This is a genomic window from Flavobacterium muglaense, assembly GCF_014305155.1.
Classification (GTDB): domain Bacteria; phylum Bacteroidota; class Bacteroidia; order Flavobacteriales; family Flavobacteriaceae; genus Flavobacterium; species Flavobacterium muglaense.
In genome coordinates this window covers 24,728-44,067 of record NZ_JACRUK010000009.1, presented here as the reverse complement: position 1 = coordinate 44,067, position 19,340 = coordinate 24,728, and the positions used below count along the sequence as shown (strand labels likewise).

The following is a 19,340-nucleotide window of genomic DNA, read 5'->3' as shown; positions in this document are numbered from 1 at the left end:
TATTAACAGAGTCCTCGAAATCTAGGTATTCCAATCCTTAACTTACTAAAAATATATTCTTGACGTTCTGAAATATTAGGAAAATAGAACTAAAAAAAATACTAAATATAGAGCCTTGCATACCAAATTGCTTAATCTTTGAAATTCCTTGTTGACAAAATAAATAAACATACCTATAGAGAAAGTAGGTGCACATCGATTTTTCTTCACGACCTTTAATTATTTATTTTTGTGCAGAATTTGCATTAAATGTAGCAGTGGTTTTTAATTTGAATAACAAAGTCTAAGGATTAATCCTTAGACTTTGTTATTTAAATTTTGCTTGCACGGGCGGAGGGATTCGAACCCCCATCAACGGTTTTGGAGACCGCTATTCTACCCTTGAACTACGCCCGTAGTATAAGCAGAACGAACTGCTCTCAAGACGCAAATATAGTATTATTTGGTACAAAAACTAATAGAAGCAGCAGGTATCGCTGATAAATTTTGAGTATTTACTTAATGGATTGAATGTCAGATAATGGTTTTTAATTTTAATTAAATAAATTTTCTTATCAGTTGAAAATACCTGGGAGATTTTGGTTGTAAAATATTTTTGAAGTTGTTAATAAGTGAAAATATTTTATTCCTTTTAGTGAATTTAACAATGCTATTTATTACGGCAGTATATTTCAACTATTATGTACATAAAAATAACTCTAGATATTCTTCAGATTGGATTGATGTTGCATTGTACTTTTTAGAAGGTATGTTGTTTTATCTTTACCAAAGAGTAAAAGATAAGAATGCTGACAAATTATAAACAGTTGATCTGAAATATAAGCTATTGCTAAACAATAAAACTCAAATTTTGATACCAATAAGCCATGGCAAAAGGACCCGAAAAAAACACTAAAAATAAAGCCTTGCATACCAAATTACTTAATCGTAAAAAAGCCAAATTGCAAGAAGAGAAAAAGGAAAAAGTATTGCGCTTAAAAGCTTTAGTTACTAAAATGAACCAACAGAAAAATGAAAATGATTCTGAAAAGGAGTAATCAATTAATTCCAATATTTGATTCAGACAATCGTTCTTAAAAAACATTTCCATTCCTCACTATTTTACCCGAAATTTGCCGTCAATTCAGTAAACAACATTCAAATGGAATTCGGTAAAATAATTATTTCAGAAACGGCCGCTGCTAGCGAAAACCCACAAGACATTATCAACTCTAATATTTCGGTGATTAACTTAATGCGTGAGGAAAAAATTGATGATGATCTAATTCATGAAGACGCTTTGATGAGTTATTATTTAGATTATTATACATCACAATATACCGAAGGGAATTTTGCCCAGTTTGTCTACAATTCAAAATGGAATCTAGAATTAAACGAACTTATTGAAGAAGGACTACAGCTTTTAGGAGCCGAAAAGCATTTGGAGTTATTCCAGCAACAATGCAAGAAAGTGAAGTTGATGAGTTCCGTAAAAAGAGAGAAGTTCTTTAAAGGAAAGTTAGAAGGCGTTAATCCCGTAAGAGACTTAATGAATAGCGATACGTTCTATGAAATTGAAGAGAATTTGGTGCATCTTAATGCTGCTTTCTTGAAGTCTCATCCCGATACCGAAGTCCTATCGGTAGACGAAATGTTTGCTGCTTTAGAAGAGTTTGTAGGGCACGAGATCACAAGAGCATAGTTTTATATTAAGTTGAATAATCCACAGGCTATTTCCAAAAAATGACTGTGGATTTTTTATACGATAGATTTACAAAAAGCTGCTTTGTAGGATCATTTTTGAGGCTTGATTTTTGTGATAGCTTATGTTTTTTCAATCGATTTAGTTTCTATATTTGGTTTTCCAATTTGGTTTATTCGAAACAAAAAATTAATCAAAACGATTATGATGAAGGTACATTATTCTAAAATTGCTTTGCTCAGCACGATCGCTCTTGCAACGGCAAGTTATGGTCAAGTTGCTAACGAACGCAAGAACGTAGCCAAAATTGATTTGTCACATTGGACATTAACAACCCCAGAGGAAGATACAGATCATCCCGGTAAAACCTTAGATTTAAATTATCCTGAAATTCTTGATTTTGCTTCCAATGAAGCTACTAAGAAATACATGTATGAGGATCCAAAAGACAAATCACTTGTTTTTTATGCCTTTCCATCTGGAACTTCTACGGCCAATAGTCACTTTTCTAGGTCTGAGTTGAGAGAAACAATGGTTATTGGAGATAAAAACACCAACTGGAACTTTGCAAAAGGGGGGCGTATGGAAGCTACTTATAGAATGCAAAATGTATCTAAAGAGGAAGAGGGTAAATACAGTAAAGTGATTATTGCTCAAATACACGGTAGATTGACAGATGAGCAGCAAAAATTACTTGGCCAAAAAGACAATAATGCCGCTCCAATTTTAAAAATCTATTGGGATCAAGGTAAGATTAAAGTCAAAACTAAAGTTTTAAAAAATCCAGCAGCAAGTTTAAAAGAGTTGTTGCCAGCTGATGCCTGGGTTGATGACGATGGTCGTGTTTTTAAAGAAAAAGTCGATTTTGATCGATTTACTTTAGAGGTAAAAGTATCTGATGGTAGGTTAGAGGTGATCTTAAATAATGGGGAGTCGTTTGTTTATAATGATGTGAACATCAAGAAATGGGGTGTTTTTGATAATTATTTTAAAGCAGGTAATTACTTTCAATCTAAGAATCCTGGAACCTCCGCGACGGTTAAAATTTATGCTTTGAAAGTTTCTCATTAATAATAATTTAGTTTTTTATTTATAAAAGGTTCATTTTAATTTTGATATTGTTATTTTTTTATAAATTTACCGACTAATTAGGTTAGTTAGAGGTTTTTAAAATGAATATAATATTATGAAGTTAGAGGTAATTACCAGGAAAGAGAATAAAGAGTCTGTCAATGCTATCATTGGTCAAATTAGAGATTATATCAATTTTAAAAATTTAGAGCCACAAGATAAATTACCTTCTGAAAGGATGTTGTCTGAAAGGTTTGATGCGAGTAGAAGCAGTGTGCGTGAAGCCATACAAAAGCTAGAGTTCTACGGAATTTTAAAATCCATTCCGCAAAGTGGTACCTTCGTGGCTGATATTGGGAAAATAGCTATCAATGGTATTATTGACGAAATTCTCCGCTTGGGAACTTCGGATTTTAAATCACTTGTAGAGACTAGAATTCTTATCGAATTGAAAACAGTTCGATTGGCAGCAACTAGAAGAACCGAAGAAGATTTGATTCAAATTAAAGCCGCTTTAGACGCTTTTGCTGAAAAAGCTGCTGTGGGAGAAGATGCTGTTCAAGAAGATTTAATTTTCCATTTGGCTATAGCCAAAGCAAGTGGTAATAATACTATCAATAATTTAATGTTGATTATCACTCCGGAGATTATCACCAATTTTGAAAAGTACCATGTATGTGATAAGAATGAAAATGATGGGATGGAACGAATTCAAGAACATACGGATGTGTATGAAGCGATAGTGGCTCAAGATCCACAATTGGCTAAACAAAGAATGAAAAAACATTTCAAATCATTATATGAATACTGTTACAATATCTAATAATTAAGAAGATCTCGTAAGATGAAAAAGAGTCACCCTGTCGAAAGATAGAGGTGATTTTTTTTGTCGGTATCCAATCCAATTTTGGCGCTGTAAGACATAAAAAAACTCCCTTTAATACTTACTTAATAAGTATCAAAGGGAGCTAAATTCAATTACTAGAATGAGCTTCTATCTAATAAAACCATTTATTTTTAATAACCAGTATTCTGAGTAATTGGATTTTTAGTATTTGTAACAATTTCCACATTAGGAATTGGAGATAAATCAAATTTAGGATTATCTACTTTCGCTTCTAATTGTGCTGTTGTATACGGGTTGTTAAACTGTGTATAGTACGTAGACATTAATGCGAAGTGACTTTTCATAACTGCTTTTGCATTCACTGTTGGCATTGTAGTGGTGAAACGCAACAAGTCAAACCATCTTTGGTTTTCCATTGCAAATTCCCATCTTCTCTCATTGGCAACCGCTTTTTCATAGGTAGCTTGAGTACTTACACTTGCAGCTGTTATAGCAGTTGGTACGGATCTGTTGTGTACTTGTGTTAAGTATGCAAATGTAGTTGTGTTGTAAACACCTACTGCTTCGCAATACATCAACAATACATCACTGTATCTTAATACTGGACAATCTAGCTCTGAGTCATTTAAACTAGCAACAGCGATGTTGTGTTTACCAGACCAAAATAATTGACTAGATGCTGGTGTTGCAGTCTTCGTTTTGATGTTAAAAGTTCTTCGAGTGTCATTAGTAGCGTATGATGTGTACAATTCAGGAGTTGGGTTGTTGTATCCACCTCTTGTTCCAGTAGGATAAACCAAACCTGTAATTTTTTGGTCAGTTGTGCTAGAGAATAAATTAGATAATGAACTACCATATCCTAATGATCCAGATTTGAAACGGATTGCAAAAAGGATTTCAGCATTCAATTCGTTAGTTGCAGAGAACACATCAGCATAAGGTGTAGTTCCAGCAGTAATTAATGAGTGACCACTTGCCGAAATGACATCAGTTAATAATGGGATAGCATCTGTTTTTTGTCCTAAAGTAAGGTATACTTTAGCCAATAAAGCTTCTGCAGCCCATTTTGTTGCAGCTCCTCCAGTACCAGCTGTAGCTAAGTATTTAGCAGTAGTGCAATTGTCTTTTGCATTTTTCAAGTCGGCAATGATAAATTTATAAATATCTGCAGAGGTTGATCTTGAAAGTAACAAGGCTTCATCTGGTGTAACAATTTTATCTAATAAAAACACACCTCCATAAGTACGTACTAGGTTAAAGTAGTGATACGCTCTCATAAATGAAGCTTCACCGGCGATTCTCTTTCTTTCAGCAGTAGATAAGGGGAACGTAGCCGCAGTTGCAGCATAGTCGATCGTACCTGTAGATTGGTTGTACGTAGCACCTAGTGCATCTGTTAAACCGTTAATGCTACGAATACTTGTATAAGTTGTTGCCCAGTATTGCTCAATAAATAAGTCAAATGACGGCGCTTCAAATACATCATTACTGATGATTTGTAAGTTTTGAGGATTAGTCGTTCCGTAGTTATTAAGGTAAGTGTTATCTGAACGTACTTCGGTTAACATCCATTCGTAAGCGATTGGTGCTCTTAAAGTACTGTAACAACCATTAAGCCCTACAGTAAAGTCTGATGCTGATTTATAAAAGGCATCTTGTGTTGGTGTATTTACGTTATCTACATCTAGATTATCAGAACAACTTGCTAGCGAAAAAATCGAAAATAAAATAAAGAGTTTATTTATTTTGTTGTAAGTTTTCATATTTATATTTTTAAAAAGTTCTAAAGAACGGGCACTAAAACTACTGTTAGAATGATTTCGTTCTTGTCAATTATTTTATATTAGAAACCAATTTCTACTCCGAATAGAACTGTTTTCTGAATTGGGAATGCACCTCTTTGGTAACCATCAGTTAATGCACTACTTGTTGCGGTTCTAGCTTCGATATTGATTCCTCTGTAGTCTTTGTTGTTTACAAAGAATAAGTTTTGTCCAGTCAAAGAAAGTCTTAATGTAGATAATTTAAGTTTTGAAGCATCAAAACTATATCCAAGAGCAACTTCTCTTAATGTGAAATAAGTAGCGTCTTCTACAGCTGCATCAGTAAACAATGGGTTAACTCCATTTGTTAAATAAGGTGTTTTACCATCTCCAGGATTACTAGGGCTTACCCATCTGTTCCCCATGTAATTTGTTACTCTTTCTTTAATTTCGTTGTAATTAACGTCACCATTGATTAATTCACCACCTACAACCCCTTGAAGTGTAAAGTTCAAATCTAGGTTTTTGTATCTTAAATTGTTTGTGATTCCCCAAGTAAAGTCTGGGTACGGATTTCCTAATATTACACGATCTTTAGTATCGATTACTTTATCACCGTTGGTATCAACAATTTTTAACCCACCTTCTACTAAGTCTCCCGTCAATGTAGATGTTAAGCCATTTAGTTTAGCTGCATTAATGTCGGCAGTACTATTCCATACACCATCTGTTTTATATCCAAAGTAGCTGATTAATGGTTGACCTACAATTGCGTAGTTGTTCAATCCATTTCTACCATCTATTGTTGGTGAAATTAAAGATGTTTTATCTCCTAGTTCCGTGATTTTGTTTTTAGCTTGTGAGATATTGAAATCTGTAGACCATGTAAAATCTTTCGTTTTAACGTTTACTGTAGATAATTCAACTTCAAATCCTCTGTTATTCATACTTCCAGCATTAGTAATGATCGAGCTAGATCCCGTAATTAATAATGCTGAATTTTCTAGTAATAGTTTTTCAGTATTTGAGTTAAATACATCGATGTTTAAGTTCAATCTGCTTTTGAATAATGACAAGTCAAAACCTAAGTTAGTTGAGAATGTTCTTTCCCAAGTGATGTCTTTATTGCTGTATACAGAAGCTAAGTTAGCTAAACCTGTCGATACCGTTCCGTTTCCAATTCCGCTAACATAGTTTGAACTATTTAATGTTGATTGGTATAAAAATGAATCAATTCCATTATTTCCTACAGCTCCATAAGATGCTCTAAGGGCAAGTCTATTGATTGCAGTTACATTAGCTAGGAAGTTTTCTTTAGATACTACCCATCCTGCAGATACTGCTGGGAATCCTCCCCATTTATTACCAACTCCAAATAATGAGCTACCATCTGTACGGTAACTAGCCATCAATAAGTATTTGTTTTTGTAGGCATAGTTTACTCTTGTTTATACGGATGCTAAGTTGATTGTAATATCTGATTGAACAGGCTGTAAGATTACAGTAGCATAGTTTAAATTACGGATACTTTCGCTTGAGAATGTTGTTCCTGCAGTAACTAGTGATTTTGTGTTTTTTGTTTCGTACGTTGCACCTACTAAAGCAGTGAAGTCATGATTACCAATTGATTTGTTGTAGTTCAACGTGTTTTCCGTTAAGAAATCATAAAAACGTGTACTTGTGTAAGTCGCATAATTTGGATTTCCAAATCTTGCTGCGTTCGTTTCACCTGTTTGTTTTCTTTCTGTATTTCTAAAGTAAACACTTTGTGTTGTTTTGAATGATAATCCTTTTGCAAGTTCGAATGTCAATCCAGCGCTTCCTTGAAAACGGAAGTCGTTTGTTTTGTCATCTTGTTGCGTTAAATTACGAATAGGGTTTGTATTCGAAGTGTTAAACGGTCTGTTGTTTGTATTATTAGATACAGTATAAGCATTCCCTTGTGGATCAATACTTGAATAAGCGATTCCAGAGAAGTCATCATCTTCTGCAAAATCACCTACTTTGATGTTTCTTGTAGGGTCTTGTGCATTGATATAGTCAGCTGTTTTTTGTGTGTGATACACTGGCATAAAACTTGGAAATCTTGCGAAATCAATAAAGTTGGCTGCTGGTCTTTCTGTGATAGTGTTTGATGGATTTAAATTAACGTTTAATTTTATTTTATCTGTCAATTCTGAATCGAACTTAAATCGGAAATTTAATTTTTGAAAGTTGCTTTTTAGCATTAAACCGTCGTCTTTTTGAAATCCACTTGAAACATAAAAACTATTTTTCTTGCTTCCTCCAGATACGTTGAATTGTAAATCTTGGTAAAAAGCAGTTCTTAATGCTTCTTTTTGCCAATCAGTTCCTTGACCATTCAAAAGTTCTTTTTCGATTGCATATTGAGATTGGAATTTACCCAAAGACCCAATAGTATTTGCAAGTGTAGTTCCTCCAGTCCATAATGGATCGTTGATTCTTAATGTTGACTCTGCGTACAAACGTTCTACATAGTCAGTAGTACTCATTACGTCGTATGTTTTAGCAACGCTTTTGATACCTGTAGTGTTACTAAATTTAAATTTAGTTTTACCTTCTTTTCCTTTTTTAGTAGTAATCATGATTACCCCACCAGCAGCTCTAGATCCGTAGATAGCAGCAGATGCAGCATCTTTTAAAACTTCAACCGATTCTACGTCAGCGTTGTTTACAGATCCCATACCGTCAGCCATAGGTTGGCCATCAACCACAACAAGTGGTCCAGCTCCCGCGCTAATAGAGGCGATTCCTCTAATATTGATTTGTGTTGTCGCTCCTGCTTCAGATGAAATATTTTGTACTCTCACACCCGCAATTTTTCCTTGGATAGCTTGGTCTAAACGAGATACTGGTGCTTTTTCGATTCTTTCGCTTTTTAATTTAGCAACAGATCCAGTTACGCTAGAGCGCTTTTGAGTTCCGTATCCTACAACTACAATTTCATTAAGTACGTTATTTGACTCTAATAATGTCACGTTTAATGTACTGTTCTTTCCAGCTTCAACCGATTTTGTGTCAAATCCTAAATAAGAAAATTTAAGAACCGATTTAGCGCTTTTTACTTGTACTGTGTATTTTCCATCCAAATCAGTAATAATACTGTTGCCATCAACTGAGATAGTTACATTTGGTATAGCTTGCCCGGTATTATCAACGACCTTTCCTGATATTTTTTGCTTATCAGTTTGAGCGTTCATAATAGCTGAGAAAACTAGTAGAAACATTAAAATTGTTTTTTTCATAATTTAATCCTTTTGTTAGTTGTTTTTTTGTGGTTTTAGTGTAGTCGTTTATTTCGTACAACTACATCGATTTAGTTTTTTTTGCAACCAATTTGATTTTTTAGAAACCAAACTAAATAACCAAATTGGTTAACCAATCGATTTGACAAACATATTTTTTTTTCACCAATTAAAATCAGGAAATATTGCAAAAAATTCTACAAAAGAAATTAAAAACATATTTTATTATTAATGATCTATTTTATTGCGGTTTTTTTAGTGAAAATGCGATTTTAGTAAAAATTATGCTAATTTTAACAGTGTTTCACGAGCCGAAAACACTCCTTAAAAATGAATTTTGTAAGTTTAAGAGTACTAACAAAGGTTTTGGCCTTAAAAAAATCATAAAAACTAGGCTAGTGGTGCACCAGTTAGATAAAAAAACTTTTTGCGGGATTAATTTGGAGTTTGGTCAAAGGGATAAAAATGTAACCAAAATTTTCAGTGTATTTTATCGAACGGTTTACTACTTATCTAAAGGAAGAAAGTCTAGTCCTACTTACAAATATTTCATTCCTCAAAAGTTTCCGCTGTAAGTATTAAACATTTCCTTAAATTTGCTTCCATTATATAAAAAAGAAGATTAATAAAATCAAGCTATGTTACAAATCGCATTTATTAGAGAGAATCAAGAAAAAGTAATCAAGGCTTTGGCAAAAAGAAATATGGATGCCACTAGCATTGTTGAAGAAGTTGTTCAACTAGATGAAAAACGTCGATCTACACAAGTAGAACTAGACGGAATTTTATCTGAATCTAATAAATTATCCAAAGATATTGGAGAACTGATGAAAGCGGGTGAGAAATCAAAAGCGGCGATCCTAAAAGAAAAAACAGTTTTGCTAAAAGAGAAAAGTAAAGTGTTGGCTGAAGCAGCGGATGCCTTTGCTGCCGAGCTTTTAGAGAAATTATATACTTTACCTAATCTACCTGCAGCTATTGTTCCAGAAGGGAAAACGCCTGAAGAAAACTTAAATGTTTTTGAAGCTGGCGAAGTGCCTGTTTTGCATGAAGCTGCACAACCACACTGGGAGTTGGTGAAAAAATACGATATTATTGATTTTGAATTAGGAGTTAAAATCACGGGTGCTGGTTTCCCTGTTTATAAAGGAAAAGGAGCTAGATTACAACGTGCTTTAATCAACTATTTCTTAGACAAAAACACTGCTGCGGGTTACAATGAAGTACAAGTGCCTCATTTTGTTAACGAAGCTTCGGCTTATGGAACAGGACAGTTACCAGACAAAGAAGGGCAAATGTACCACGATGCTACAGATGATTTGTACTTAATTCCTACTGCTGAGGTTCCAGTAACGAACTTGTTTAGAGACGTTATTTTGGCGGAAGCCGAATTGCCTATTTTAACTACTGCTTACACGCCTTGTTTCCGGAGAGAGGCAGGTTCTTATGGAGCACACGTACGTGGATTGAATCGTTTGCACCAATTTGATAAAGTAGAAATTGTACGAGTTGAACATCCTGATAATTCATACAAAGCACTTGACGGAATGGTGGAGCACATAAAAGATATTTTGAATGATTTAAAATTGCCTTATCGAATTTTACGCCTTTGCGGAGGTGATATGGGATTCACATCGGCTTTAACTTATGATTTTGAAGTGTTTTCAACCGCACAAGACCGTTGGTTAGAAATTTCATCAGTATCTAACTTTGAGACTTTTCAAGCCAATCGTTTGAAATTACGTTTCAAAGATAAGGACGGAAAAAATCAATTGGCACACACCTTAAACGGAAGTGCATTGGCCTTGCCAAGAGTTCTTGCTGGAATTTTAGAAAATTACCAAACTCCAGAAGGTATTGTAATACCAGAGGTTTTACGCCCATACTGTGGTTTTGATATTATAAACTAATTCCAGTATTACAAATAGTTTTTTAACCATTAAGAAATTTAGAAGTATTGAACTAAATAATCTTAATTTCTTAATGGTTTAATTTTTTGATAATGAGATAGTATTTCAGTTTTGAAGAATAATTTGCGAATTTGCAGCTGTACAGGTTTGTAATGAATAAGTATATTGCAATTAAAAAATAGAAATAATGAAAAAACTCTTTCTACATATCTCCCTGTTTTTTTCATTATTTTGTTTTTCTCAAAATGAACAATTAGCCGACTACTATTACGACAAAGGCGATTTTGAAAAAGCAAAACTAAGTTACGAAGAGCTACTGCAAACTTTGCCTCAAAACATGCGATACTTTTTAAGGTCGGTGGATTGTTACCAGCAATTGCAGCAATATGATGTTGCCGAAAAATTGATTCAAACACGATTGGACCAATACAAACAAGGAAGCTTATTAGTGGAGCTAGGATACAATTTTCAACTCCAGAAAAAAGAAGCTAAAGCCAAAGTTAATTATGACTTGGCTATTGATCGAATCCGGAAAAACCCAAACGAAGTCTATGCTGTTTCTAATGCTTTTGAAAAAAAGGTACTGCTCGATTATGCCTTGCAATCCTATCAAATTGCAGGTGACTTAGTGCCCAATTATAATTTTAATTATCAAAAAGGGTTGCTTTATGGGCAATTAGGGAATACTCAAATGATGATTGCTACTTTTCTGGATGAAGCTGTCTCTACGCCTCAAAATTCGATTATGATTCAAAATCAGTTGGCACGATATATGGGCGAAGATATTGATGGCACTTTTAGTGCTATCTTAAGAAAAGAGCTTGTTTTGAGAGTCCAAAAAACACAAGACCTTTTTTGGAACCGCTATTTAAGTTGGTTTTATGTACAGCAAAAGGAATTTGGTAAAGCCTTTATTCAAGAAAAAGCCATTTACAAACGCAATCCCGAATCATTATCCGCAATTGTTAGCTTGATTCAGTTGACAATTGAGGAACAAGACGAGCAAAATGCCAATGAAATGTTGCTTTTTATAATCGAAAACACCAAGGATTTGTCTCTCCTGGTACAAGCACATACCTACATATTGAATTTAAAGATTGACAAAGCACAAGAAAAGGATTTTGCTGCAATCAACTCAGAGTTAGAACGTTTGCTGACCGAATATGAAATAACACCATTTACCTTATCTTTGCAACTTATTCAGGCTCATTTTGTAGCTTTTAATCTAAAGAATCCGGAACAAGGAAAAGCAATAGTGAAGAAAGCACTCGAGATGCAATTGAATGTGTATGATCAAGCCAAAGTGAAAATGGAATTGGCGGATATTTTGCTTTTCGAACAAAAGTTTAATCAAGCGTTGATTTATTATTCGCAAATTGAATTGGATCTAAAGAATGATGTTGTTGCTCACGAAGCCAGTTTAAAAGCGGCTAAAACCAGTTATTTTAAAGCTGATTTTGTTTGGGCGTTAAAACAATTTAAAGAGTTAAAAGCGGCCAATACACAGTTGATTGCTAATGATGCTTTAGAATATTTCTTATTGATCAATGATAATACCGTGGCCGATTCGACACAAACAGCTTTAACAGCATTTGCCAAAGGAGATTATTTATTGTACCAAAATAGAAATAAGGAAGCTATTGAGCAGTTTCAGTCCATTTTGAAACAATTTAAAGGTGCAGAAATTGAAGCAGTGACGCTGTTGCGTTTAGGGAAGATTTATGAAAAAACAGCCCAATTTGATTTGGCTTTAAGCCAATATCAAGATATAATTACCAATCATGCTGACGGAATCTATATTGATGAAGCACTCTATTTTTCGGCAGAAATGTATAATAAAAAGCTAAACGAACCCGAGAAAGCAAAACCACTTTATGAGCAAATTATTTTTAATCATGAAGACAGTATTTATTTTGTGGAAGCTAGAAAAAGTTTTAGAAAGTTAAGAGGAGATACTAATTTATAATAAAATGGGGATTTGTTTAGTCAATGAAACAAAGGAACCACCAACAATTAAACAGAAAAAGATGATTATATATAACGTTACAAGCAACGTACACGAAAGTATTCACGATCAATGGATGATCTTCATGCAACACAAGCACATTCCAGAAATCTTAGCTACTGGAAAATTTGTTTCGGCAAGATTAGTGCGTGTTTTAATTGAAGAAGAAATGGGCGGTGTTACGTATTCGGCTCAATACACAACAGATAGCAAGGAAACTTTAGAAAAATATTACCAAGAAGACGCTCCTAAATTTCGTGCTGAGATCGAAAAATTATTTGGTGAGAAAGTATTGGCTTTTAGAACAGAGTTGCAAGTAGTATCGGATCACTAAAATTTTTTTAATGTGCAGCTTTAGGGCAATTACAGTAAAAAAAGATGGAATACCTATTAGACGAAGCAAACAGCATCTCTAATTCAAAAATAGTTTATTGAATACGGGTTGAGTTGAGAAACGGAAGCCGTAAAACTTTAAACTTTAAACAAAAATCATGGAAAAAGTAAAAGCAAAAAAACACCTCGGACAGCATTTCTTGAAAGATGAGAGCATTGCCAAGGCAATCGCAGATACCATCAATCTTGAAGGCTATGACGACGTGTTAGAAATAGGGCCAGGAATGGGAGTGCTTACAAAGTACTTGCTTGACAAGCCTACAAATACGTATGTTATTGAGATCGATACCGAATCTGTAGCGTATTTAGACGAGAATTACCCAAAATTGAAAGATAAAATTATCTCACAAGATTTCTTGAGGTACGATATTAATGAGATTTTTCAAGGAAAGCAGTTTGCTATTATTGGGAATTTTCCGTACAATATTTCTACTCAAATTGTTTTTAAAACATTAGAATTAAAGCACCAAATTCCGGAATTTGCTGGGATGTTTCAAAAAGAAGTAGCGCAACGTATTTGCGAGAAAAAAGGAAGTAAAGCCTACGGAATACTATCAGTTTTGGCGCAAGCCTTTTATGATGTAGAATATTTATTTACCGTTGACGAAAACGTATTTATTCCACCACCCAAGGTAAAATCAGGAGTGATGCGCATGCGTAGAAAAGCTGATTTTAGTTTGCCTTGCGGCGAAAAGCTGTTTTTTACGGTAGTCAAAACTGCTTTTCAGCAACGCCGCAAAACGCTTCGTAATAGTTTGAAAACATTAAACTTATCTGATGAATTAAGAGAAGACACTGTTTTTAACTTACGACCAGAACAACTTAGCGTGGAAGAATTTATTGAACTGACTAAAAAAATAGAAGCCGATGGAATTTAAAATCAGTAAAGACTTAATACTCGAATTAGAGCAATACATTGTCCACAAGGACGACGCCGGTTTAGAGCGTTTACTTGGTGAAATGCACCATGCCGATATAGCCGAGATTCTGGATGAACTAGATTTTGACGAGGCAACCTATATTTTTAAGGTCTTAGATTCAGAGAAAACATCTGAAATACTTCTTGAATTAGAAGACGATCTAAGAGAAAATATCCTTAAAAGACTTTCTGCAAAAGAGATTGCAGAAGAGCTTGATGAGCTGAATACCGATGATGCTGCGGATATCATCGCGGAGCTTTCGCAATCTAAGAAAGAAGAGGTAATCTCTGAGCTGGACGATTTAGAACACGCAAAGGACATTATTGACCTATTGCGCTATGACGAGGATACCGCTGGGGGATTAATGGGTAAGGAGCTTGTAAAAGTAAACGAAAATTGGAGCGTGCTTACCTGCGTTAAGGAGATGCGTGCCCAAGCCGAAAATGTTTCGCGCGTGCACTCTATTTATGTCGTAGATGACGAAAATAGATTAAAAGGTCGCTTGTCATTAAAAGATTTATTGACAACTTCGACCAAAACGCAAATATCAGATATTTACATTAAGAAGGTTACCTTTGTTAATGTAGATGCCGAGGATGTTGAGGTAGCTCGTATCATGCAAAAGTACGATCTTGAGGCTATTCCTGTAGTCGATGCTATGGGGCGCTTAGTGGGTCGTATTACCATTGATGATATTATTGACGTAATTAGGGATGAAGCCGATAAAGATTACCAGTTAGCGGCCGGTATCTCCCAGGATGTTGAGGCAGATGATAGTATTCTTGAATTATCTAAGGCACGTCTTCCATGGTTGGTTTTAGCGCTTCTAGGAGGATTCATCACCGTAAGGGTGTTGGGTTTGTTTGAAGGCGCCATGGCTGAACACGGAAACCTTTTCTTTTTTACCCCACTTATTGCCGCAATGGCAGGAAACGTAGGGGTTCAGTCATCAGCGATTATTGTACAAGGTTTGGCTAACAATACCTTGAGCGGTTCGCTTTTTAGACGATTGATAAAAGAGATTTCACTTAGTTTATTAAACGGAGGAATCTTAGCTGCAATCTTGTTTTTAGGGAGTTACTTCTTATTGGGTGAACCACCTATCATCGGATTTGTAATTTGTGCCGCTTTAATGTCGGTGATTATTATTGCCTCATTAATTGGAACTTTCGTGCCGTTATTGTTGGATAAATTTGGTGTCGACCCCGCTTTAGCAACCGGACCATTTATCACAACCAGTAATGATATCTGCGGAATCCTAATCTATTTCTCTATTGCGAGAATGATTTTGGGCTTTTAAAAAATGCATAAAACTATTGAACTATAACAACCAACTAATAACTATTAACAATGAATATTCACATTATTGGAGGCGGTAATCTAGGGGCCTCTGTTGCTATTGGGCTTGCTAAGTTTTCCAGCAACCATAAAATAACGGTAACCCGCAGGAATATTAGTAAAATCCAGCATTTAGAGCCGCTAGGAATTACACTTTCTACAGATAATACACATGCCATTCAAGAAGCTGATATCGTGATTTTAACCGTAAAACCCTATCAGGTAGATTTGGTTTTATCAGAGATTCTACCAGTCATTAAAAATAAAATTATCGCTTCGGCGGTAACTGGACTTTCTACAGAAGCTTTGCAAAATAAAATAGGACAAGAGCATCAAGCAATCCGCATCATGCCTAATATCGCAGCACAATTTGGAGAGTCGGCGACTTGTATTTCTTTTCATGAAAATAATGCGGCCCAAGGTCAAAAATTAGTAACTCTTTTTGCTGATTTAGGTACTGCTCCTGTAATTGATGAGAAGTTGATGGATGCTGCAACCGTGCTAGCTGCCTCAGGAACTGCCTTTGCATTGCGTTACATTCGTGCGTCTATGCAGGCAGGAATCGAAATAGGTTTTGACTGGCAAACTGCTTTAGAAATTTCGGCACAAACCGTAAAAGGAGCAGCCAAAATGCTAATGGAAGAGCAAGTCCATCCAGAACAATTAATTGATCGCGTGACTACGCCACAAGGTTGTACCATAGCAGGATTGAGCGAAATGGAGTCGCACGGCTTTAGTTCATCAATAATACGCGGAATCAAAGCAGCATTAAAAAAAATAAAAGGGTAAGCTAGAACGAATATCGTTTTGGGCGTGCCCCCATAAAATAAAAGGGTCTCATCAGCAAAGTCTTGATGAGACCCTTTTTTTTATGGCGTCGGGCTATACGCGCTACTTCGGTAGCTAGCTGCTATCCCTCACGCGAGAGTGGTGGTGCTATTTAAGTCAAGGAGATACTAGAACATTCGTTAACAAGATCTTATTGCAATCAGCTGAAATAAGGGAGTACAAAAGAAAACATTTGTAAGGCCTATCGTTTTATGTTGCAATTTGTTCCTGATTTATTTGCTTGAATCAATAAGTAAAGCTACTTTTGATAGTATCAAATGATACTATCAATGAAACCTCCGTATGACATTACACCCAAAATATTAAAATTAATTAGTAGTATATCTGAAAAGTTAGGTGCGGTAAATGCCACATTTTTAAGCAGGCAATCACCACAACTTAGAAAACAGAATCGTATTAAAACAATTCATTCTTCCTTACAGATAGAGGGAAATACCTTAACCGAAGAACAAATCACCGCTTTACTCGAGAACAAAAGAGTTATAGGTCCTGAAAAAGATGTTTTGGAGGTTTTAAATGCAATAAAAGTATATTCTAAGTTAAACACTTTTAAATTTTCATCGGCTAAAGATTTTTTAAATGCTCATGCAGACTTGATGACAGGTTTAATGGGAAATCCAGGAAGATATCGCAATAAAGGGGTTGGTATTGTGAAAGGTAATAAGGTGGAACATGTTGCGCCACCTCATGCAAATGTCCCTTTTTTAATGAATGATCTATTTGATTATTTGAAAGACAATGATGAATTGATACTTATTAAAAGTTGTGTGTTTCATTATGAAATGGAGTTTATTCATCCTTTTCTAGATGGTAACGGTAGAATGGGCCGATTGTGGCAAACTTTAATCTTAATTTCAGAATATCCAGTATTTGAATTCTTACCATTTGAAACATTAATTAGTAAGACTCAAACAGAATATTATCAGTCATTGGCGATGAGTGATAAAACAGGAAAGTCAACTTATTTTATGGAGTACATGCTAGCAGTGATTGAAGAGGCATTAGGTATTTTGCTTTCTTATAATAACAGAGTTTTAAAAAATATTGACCGTCTGGATTATTTTTTAAGTCTAGGTTTAGTCGATTTTACGAGGAAGGATTATATGAATATTTTTAAAGACCTTTCATCAGCCACTGCAAGTAGAGATTTAAAAAAAGGAATGGACTTAAACTTGTTTAAAAGTGTGGGATTAATGAATAAAACAAAATATGTAATTGTGTAAGTTTGTCGGTTTGGAGCGCAACCTTTCTGTTTTTCAATCATCTAAACTAAAAAGTATTTCTTATGAAAAAGTGTCTCGCAAGTATTATATTGGTTTTTGTTTTGGCAGGTTGTTCTTCAACGGTTGAGCCTGGTACAAAGGCGCTTGTTGGTAGCTGGGAATGGGTCGAGTCTAGCGGTGGTTTAGCAGGAACGACTACAAGTCCTAGTTCAACAGCAAGCAGCAGGCAAATAGTGATTACCGCAACTACAATTCAATATTATCTAGACGGAAGTCTTTTGCAAACGGATTCTTATTCGATTCAAACTAAAAAATCAATTTTTGGTGGTGACAAACAAATGTTAGTCTATGAATCAGGAAGACCTAGTCAATCTTTTGAGGTGGATGACAATAAATTGTTTTTGAATGATGAGTGTAATGATTGTTATCAAAGTGAATATGATAGGAAATAAGTATAAATAGTTCCCATGAAACCACAGTAGAAGAAATGAGTAAAAATCATGTTGTTGACAGGTATTGTGTTTGCAACTTTCGCAACATTTTTTGATTGGTACGATGGTAAAACGTTCCTTTTTTTAAATTTATAGTACACTTAATGGTGTTTGGAGGGTTAATGCAATTTGTCCATCGATCTAATTATACAAACAAATTAGAAACGATTCCTGATTCAAATTTGTAACTTTGGGCAACAGTAAATAAAAAATTCCATGTTGCATCCCGAAAACATCAAAATACTACATATAGATAGCAATAATTCCATTATGTGGGAGCAATTGCAAGCATTAGGATTTACGAATGAGTCTGATTTTAGTTCGACCAAAGAAGAAGTGGAAGCTAAAATTCACGATTATCAAGGAATCGTAATCCGCAGTCGCTTTAAAATTGACAAACAATTCCTCGATAAAGCCACAAATTTGCAATTTATAGCACGTGTAGGCGCCGGTCTTGAAAGTATAGACTGCGAATATGCAACTAGCAAAAAGGTAACGTTAATCGCGGCTCCTGAAGGAAATCGTAATGCAGTTGCCGAGCATTCTTTGGGGATGATTCTTTCCCTGTTCAATAAATTAAACACAGCCGATAAAGAGATCCGTTCTGGACACTGGAACCGAGAAAGCAATCGCGGTCATGAACTCGATGGTAAAACCGTAGGAATCATCGGTTACGGAAATATGGGAAAATCATTTGCCAAGAAGCTACGTGGTTTTGACGTTCAAGTCTTGTGCTACGATATTCTAGAAAATGTAGGTGATGGAAATGCGAAGCAAGTTTCCTTTGAAGAATTCCAACAAAAAGTAGAAGTCCTAAGTCTGCACCTTCCGTGGACGCCCGAGACGGATAAAATGGTGAATGCCGCGTTTATTAAAGGCTTTGCTAAACCGTTTTGGATTGTCAATACCTCAAGAGGAAAAAACATCGTAACGGCTGATCTTGTTGCTGCTATGAAAGCAGGCGAGATTCTAGGAGCAGGACTGGATGTTTTAGAATATGAAAAACTATCTTTTGAAACTTTATTCCAAGAAGACAATACACCCGAAGCTTTTCAGTATTTATTAGATGCTCCAAATGTGATTTTGACACCCCATGTTGCGGGCTGGACATTTGAGAGTCATGAACGCCTGGCGCAAGTAATTGTCGATAAAATAAAAGCAAAGTATTTTGGGGAGCCGGAACTGGGTAAAGTCGAAAAACGCGTAACGGGAATTGGAGGCTTTTTCTTCAAGGCCGAAAATTCTAAGGAGCTAGTGGCTTGGTACGGTAAACATTTGGGTTTAAAAACAGATGATTACGGGTCGACGTTCTGGTGGAAAAACAACGATGGCGAAGACTGTTCTACGCAATGGTCGCCTTTTGCAGCCGATACTGCTTATTTTGCGCCAAGCGAAAAGCAATTCATGCAAAATTTCAGAGTTGAAAATCTAGAAAATTTGTTGAAAAAATTAGCTAATGAGGGTGTAACAATTGTAGGGGAAATGGAGACCTATGATTATGGGAAATTCGGTTGGATTTTAGATCCAGAAGGAAACAAAATAGAACTATGGGAACCGATAGATAACGCTTTCAAATAATATGA

General features: G+C 35.2%; 17 protein-coding genes, 1 tRNA gene and 1 pseudogene. 15 read left to right on the top strand and 4 right to left on the bottom strand.

What is annotated here, in order from left to right:
• Positions 1 to 325: 325 nt before the first annotated feature.
• Positions 326 to 396 (bottom strand) — tRNA-Trp (locus tag H8R24_RS05950).
• A gap of 470 nt (positions 397 to 866) precedes the next feature.
• Between H8R24_RS05950 and H8R24_RS05945 the strand changes: the two genes are divergently transcribed.
• The 4 genes from H8R24_RS05945 to H8R24_RS05930 all read left to right on the top strand — a co-directional run bounded on the left by H8R24_RS05945 (position 867) and on the right by H8R24_RS05930 (position 3,575).
• Positions 867 to 1,037 (top strand): hypothetical protein, encoded by a 171-nt coding sequence (locus tag H8R24_RS05945; protein ID WP_187017646.1) that lies wholly within the window; start codon positions 867 to 869, stop codon positions 1,035 to 1,037.
• 104 nt (positions 1,038 to 1,141) lie between these two features.
• Positions 1,142 to 1,681: a DMP19 family protein gene (locus tag H8R24_RS05940; protein ID WP_187017645.1), complete on the top strand. Its 540-nt coding sequence runs from the start codon at positions 1,142 to 1,144 to the stop codon at positions 1,679 to 1,681.
• A 204-nt stretch (positions 1,682 to 1,885) separates the two neighbouring features.
• Positions 1,886 to 2,752: a polysaccharide lyase family 7 protein gene (locus H8R24_RS05935; protein WP_187017644.1), complete on the top strand. Its 867-nt coding sequence runs from the start codon at positions 1,886 to 1,888 to the stop codon at positions 2,750 to 2,752.
• Between the two features lie 115 nt (positions 2,753 to 2,867).
• A complete protein-coding gene (locus tag H8R24_RS05930; RefSeq protein ID WP_187017643.1) occupies positions 2,868 to 3,575 on the top strand; it encodes a FadR/GntR family transcriptional regulator in 708 nt (235 codons plus the stop codon).
• 194 nt (positions 3,576 to 3,769) lie between these two features.
• Here H8R24_RS05930 and H8R24_RS05925 read toward each other — a convergent pair whose 3' ends face one another.
• The 3 genes from H8R24_RS05925 to H8R24_RS05915 form a co-directional block, all read right to left on the bottom strand.
• Positions 3,770 to 5,362 carry a RagB/SusD family nutrient uptake outer membrane protein gene (locus H8R24_RS05925; RefSeq protein WP_187017642.1) on the bottom strand — a complete coding sequence of 531 codons (1,593 nt, stop codon included), beginning with the start codon at positions 5,360 to 5,362 and terminating at the stop codon, positions 3,770 to 3,772.
• An 80-nt stretch (positions 5,363 to 5,442) separates the two neighbouring features.
• Positions 5,443 to 6,771: a SusC/RagA family TonB-linked outer membrane protein gene (locus H8R24_RS05920; RefSeq protein ID WP_187017641.1), complete on the bottom strand. Its 1,329-nt coding sequence runs from the start codon at positions 6,769 to 6,771 to the stop codon at positions 5,443 to 5,445.
• A 39-nt stretch (positions 6,772 to 6,810) separates the two neighbouring features.
• Complete coding sequence (locus tag H8R24_RS05915; protein ID WP_187017640.1) at positions 6,811 to 8,628, bottom strand: SusC/RagA family TonB-linked outer membrane protein; 1,818 nt, start codon at positions 8,626 to 8,628, stop codon at positions 6,811 to 6,813.
• Between the two features lie 185 nt (positions 8,629 to 8,813).
• On the opposite strand from H8R24_RS05915, the gene H8R24_RS05910 reads away from it, so the two are divergent.
• The 11 genes and pseudogenes from H8R24_RS05910 (at position 8,814) to H8R24_RS18415 (ending at position 19,335) form a co-directional block, all read left to right on the top strand.
• A complete protein-coding gene (locus H8R24_RS05910) occupies positions 8,814 to 9,203 on the top strand; it encodes a hypothetical protein (RefSeq protein WP_187017639.1) in 390 nt (129 codons plus the stop codon).
• Positions 9,204 to 9,266: 63 nt separating this feature from the next.
• Positions 9,267 to 10,538 carry a serine--tRNA ligase gene (gene serS, locus H8R24_RS05905; protein ID WP_187017638.1) on the top strand — a complete coding sequence of 424 codons (1,272 nt, stop codon included), beginning with the start codon at positions 9,267 to 9,269 and terminating at the stop codon, positions 10,536 to 10,538.
• A 187-nt stretch (positions 10,539 to 10,725) separates the two neighbouring features.
• Positions 10,726 to 12,504, top strand: coding sequence for a tetratricopeptide repeat protein (locus H8R24_RS05900; RefSeq protein WP_187017637.1), 1,779 nt, complete (start codon positions 10,726 to 10,728; stop codon positions 12,502 to 12,504).
• A gap of 61 nt (positions 12,505 to 12,565) precedes the next feature.
• Complete coding sequence (locus H8R24_RS05895; protein WP_187017636.1) at positions 12,566 to 12,877, top strand: DUF4286 family protein; 312 nt, start codon at positions 12,566 to 12,568, stop codon at positions 12,875 to 12,877.
• A gap of 157 nt (positions 12,878 to 13,034) precedes the next feature.
• A complete protein-coding gene (rsmA, locus tag H8R24_RS05890) occupies positions 13,035 to 13,814 on the top strand; it encodes a 16S rRNA (adenine(1518)-N(6)/adenine(1519)-N(6))-dimethyltransferase RsmA (protein WP_187017635.1) in 780 nt (259 codons plus the stop codon).
• Positions 13,804 to 15,156 (top strand): magnesium transporter, encoded by a 1,353-nt coding sequence (mgtE, locus tag H8R24_RS05885; protein WP_187017634.1) that lies wholly within the window; start codon positions 13,804 to 13,806, stop codon positions 15,154 to 15,156. Before rsmA ends, mgtE begins: the two co-directional genes overlap by 11 nt.
• A gap of 50 nt (positions 15,157 to 15,206) precedes the next feature.
• The gene (gene proC, locus H8R24_RS05880) at positions 15,207 to 15,983 is read left to right on the top strand and encodes a pyrroline-5-carboxylate reductase (RefSeq protein ID WP_187017633.1); all 777 of its coding nucleotides are present in this window, start codon (positions 15,207 to 15,209) and stop codon (positions 15,981 to 15,983) included.
• 329 nt (positions 15,984 to 16,312) lie between these two features.
• Positions 16,313 to 17,266: a Fic family protein gene (locus H8R24_RS05875; protein ID WP_187017632.1), complete on the top strand. Its 954-nt coding sequence runs from the start codon at positions 16,313 to 16,315 to the stop codon at positions 17,264 to 17,266.
• 62 nt (positions 17,267 to 17,328) lie between these two features.
• Positions 17,329 to 17,718: a hypothetical protein gene (locus H8R24_RS05870; protein WP_187017631.1), complete on the top strand. Its 390-nt coding sequence runs from the start codon at positions 17,329 to 17,331 to the stop codon at positions 17,716 to 17,718.
• Positions 17,719 to 17,973: 255 nt separating this feature from the next.
• A pseudogene (locus H8R24_RS05865) lies at positions 17,974 to 18,939 on the top strand (2-hydroxyacid dehydrogenase); the annotation flags it as partial.
• 72 nt (positions 18,940 to 19,011) lie between these two features.
• Positions 19,012 to 19,335 (top strand): VOC family protein, encoded by a 324-nt coding sequence (locus H8R24_RS18415; protein ID WP_394354170.1) that lies wholly within the window; start codon positions 19,012 to 19,014, stop codon positions 19,333 to 19,335.
• The last annotated feature ends 5 nt before the right edge of the window (positions 19,336 to 19,340 follow it).

What these genes read in the sequence shown, in the direction of transcription:
- H8R24_RS05945 (WP_187017646.1), top strand. Translation starts at nt 867, where the DNA reads ATGGCAAAAGGACCCGAAAAAAACACTAAAAATAAAGCCTTGCATACC.
- H8R24_RS05940 (WP_187017645.1), top strand. Translation starts at nt 1,142, where the DNA reads ATGGAATTCGGTAAAATAATTATTTCAGAAACGGCCGCTGCTAGCGAA.
- H8R24_RS05935 (WP_187017644.1), top strand. Translation starts at nt 1,886, where the DNA reads ATGATGAAGGTACATTATTCTAAAATTGCTTTGCTCAGCACGATCGCT.
- H8R24_RS05930 (WP_187017643.1), top strand. Translation starts at nt 2,868, where the DNA reads ATGAAGTTAGAGGTAATTACCAGGAAAGAGAATAAAGAGTCTGTCAAT.
- H8R24_RS05925 (WP_187017642.1), bottom strand. Translation starts at nt 5,362, where the DNA reads ATGAAAACTTACAACAAAATAAATAAACTCTTTATTTTATTTTCGATT.
- H8R24_RS05920 (WP_187017641.1), bottom strand. Translation starts at nt 6,771, where the DNA reads ATGGCTAGTTACCGTACAGATGGTAGCTCATTATTTGGAGTTGGTAAT.
- H8R24_RS05915 (WP_187017640.1), bottom strand. Translation starts at nt 8,628, where the DNA reads ATGAAAAAAACAATTTTAATGTTTCTACTAGTTTTCTCAGCTATTATG.
- serS (WP_187017638.1), top strand. Translation starts at nt 9,267, where the DNA reads ATGTTACAAATCGCATTTATTAGAGAGAATCAAGAAAAAGTAATCAAG.
- H8R24_RS05900 (WP_187017637.1), top strand. Translation starts at nt 10,726, where the DNA reads ATGAAAAAACTCTTTCTACATATCTCCCTGTTTTTTTCATTATTTTGT.
- H8R24_RS05895 (WP_187017636.1), top strand. Translation starts at nt 12,566, where the DNA reads ATGATTATATATAACGTTACAAGCAACGTACACGAAAGTATTCACGAT.
- rsmA (WP_187017635.1), top strand. Translation starts at nt 13,035, where the DNA reads ATGGAAAAAGTAAAAGCAAAAAAACACCTCGGACAGCATTTCTTGAAA.
- mgtE (WP_187017634.1), top strand. Translation starts at nt 13,804, where the DNA reads ATGGAATTTAAAATCAGTAAAGACTTAATACTCGAATTAGAGCAATAC.
- proC (WP_187017633.1), top strand. Translation starts at nt 15,207, where the DNA reads ATGAATATTCACATTATTGGAGGCGGTAATCTAGGGGCCTCTGTTGCT.
- H8R24_RS05875 (WP_187017632.1), top strand. Translation starts at nt 16,313, where the DNA reads ATGAAACCTCCGTATGACATTACACCCAAAATATTAAAATTAATTAGT.
- H8R24_RS05870 (WP_187017631.1), top strand. Translation starts at nt 17,329, where the DNA reads ATGAAAAAGTGTCTCGCAAGTATTATATTGGTTTTTGTTTTGGCAGGT.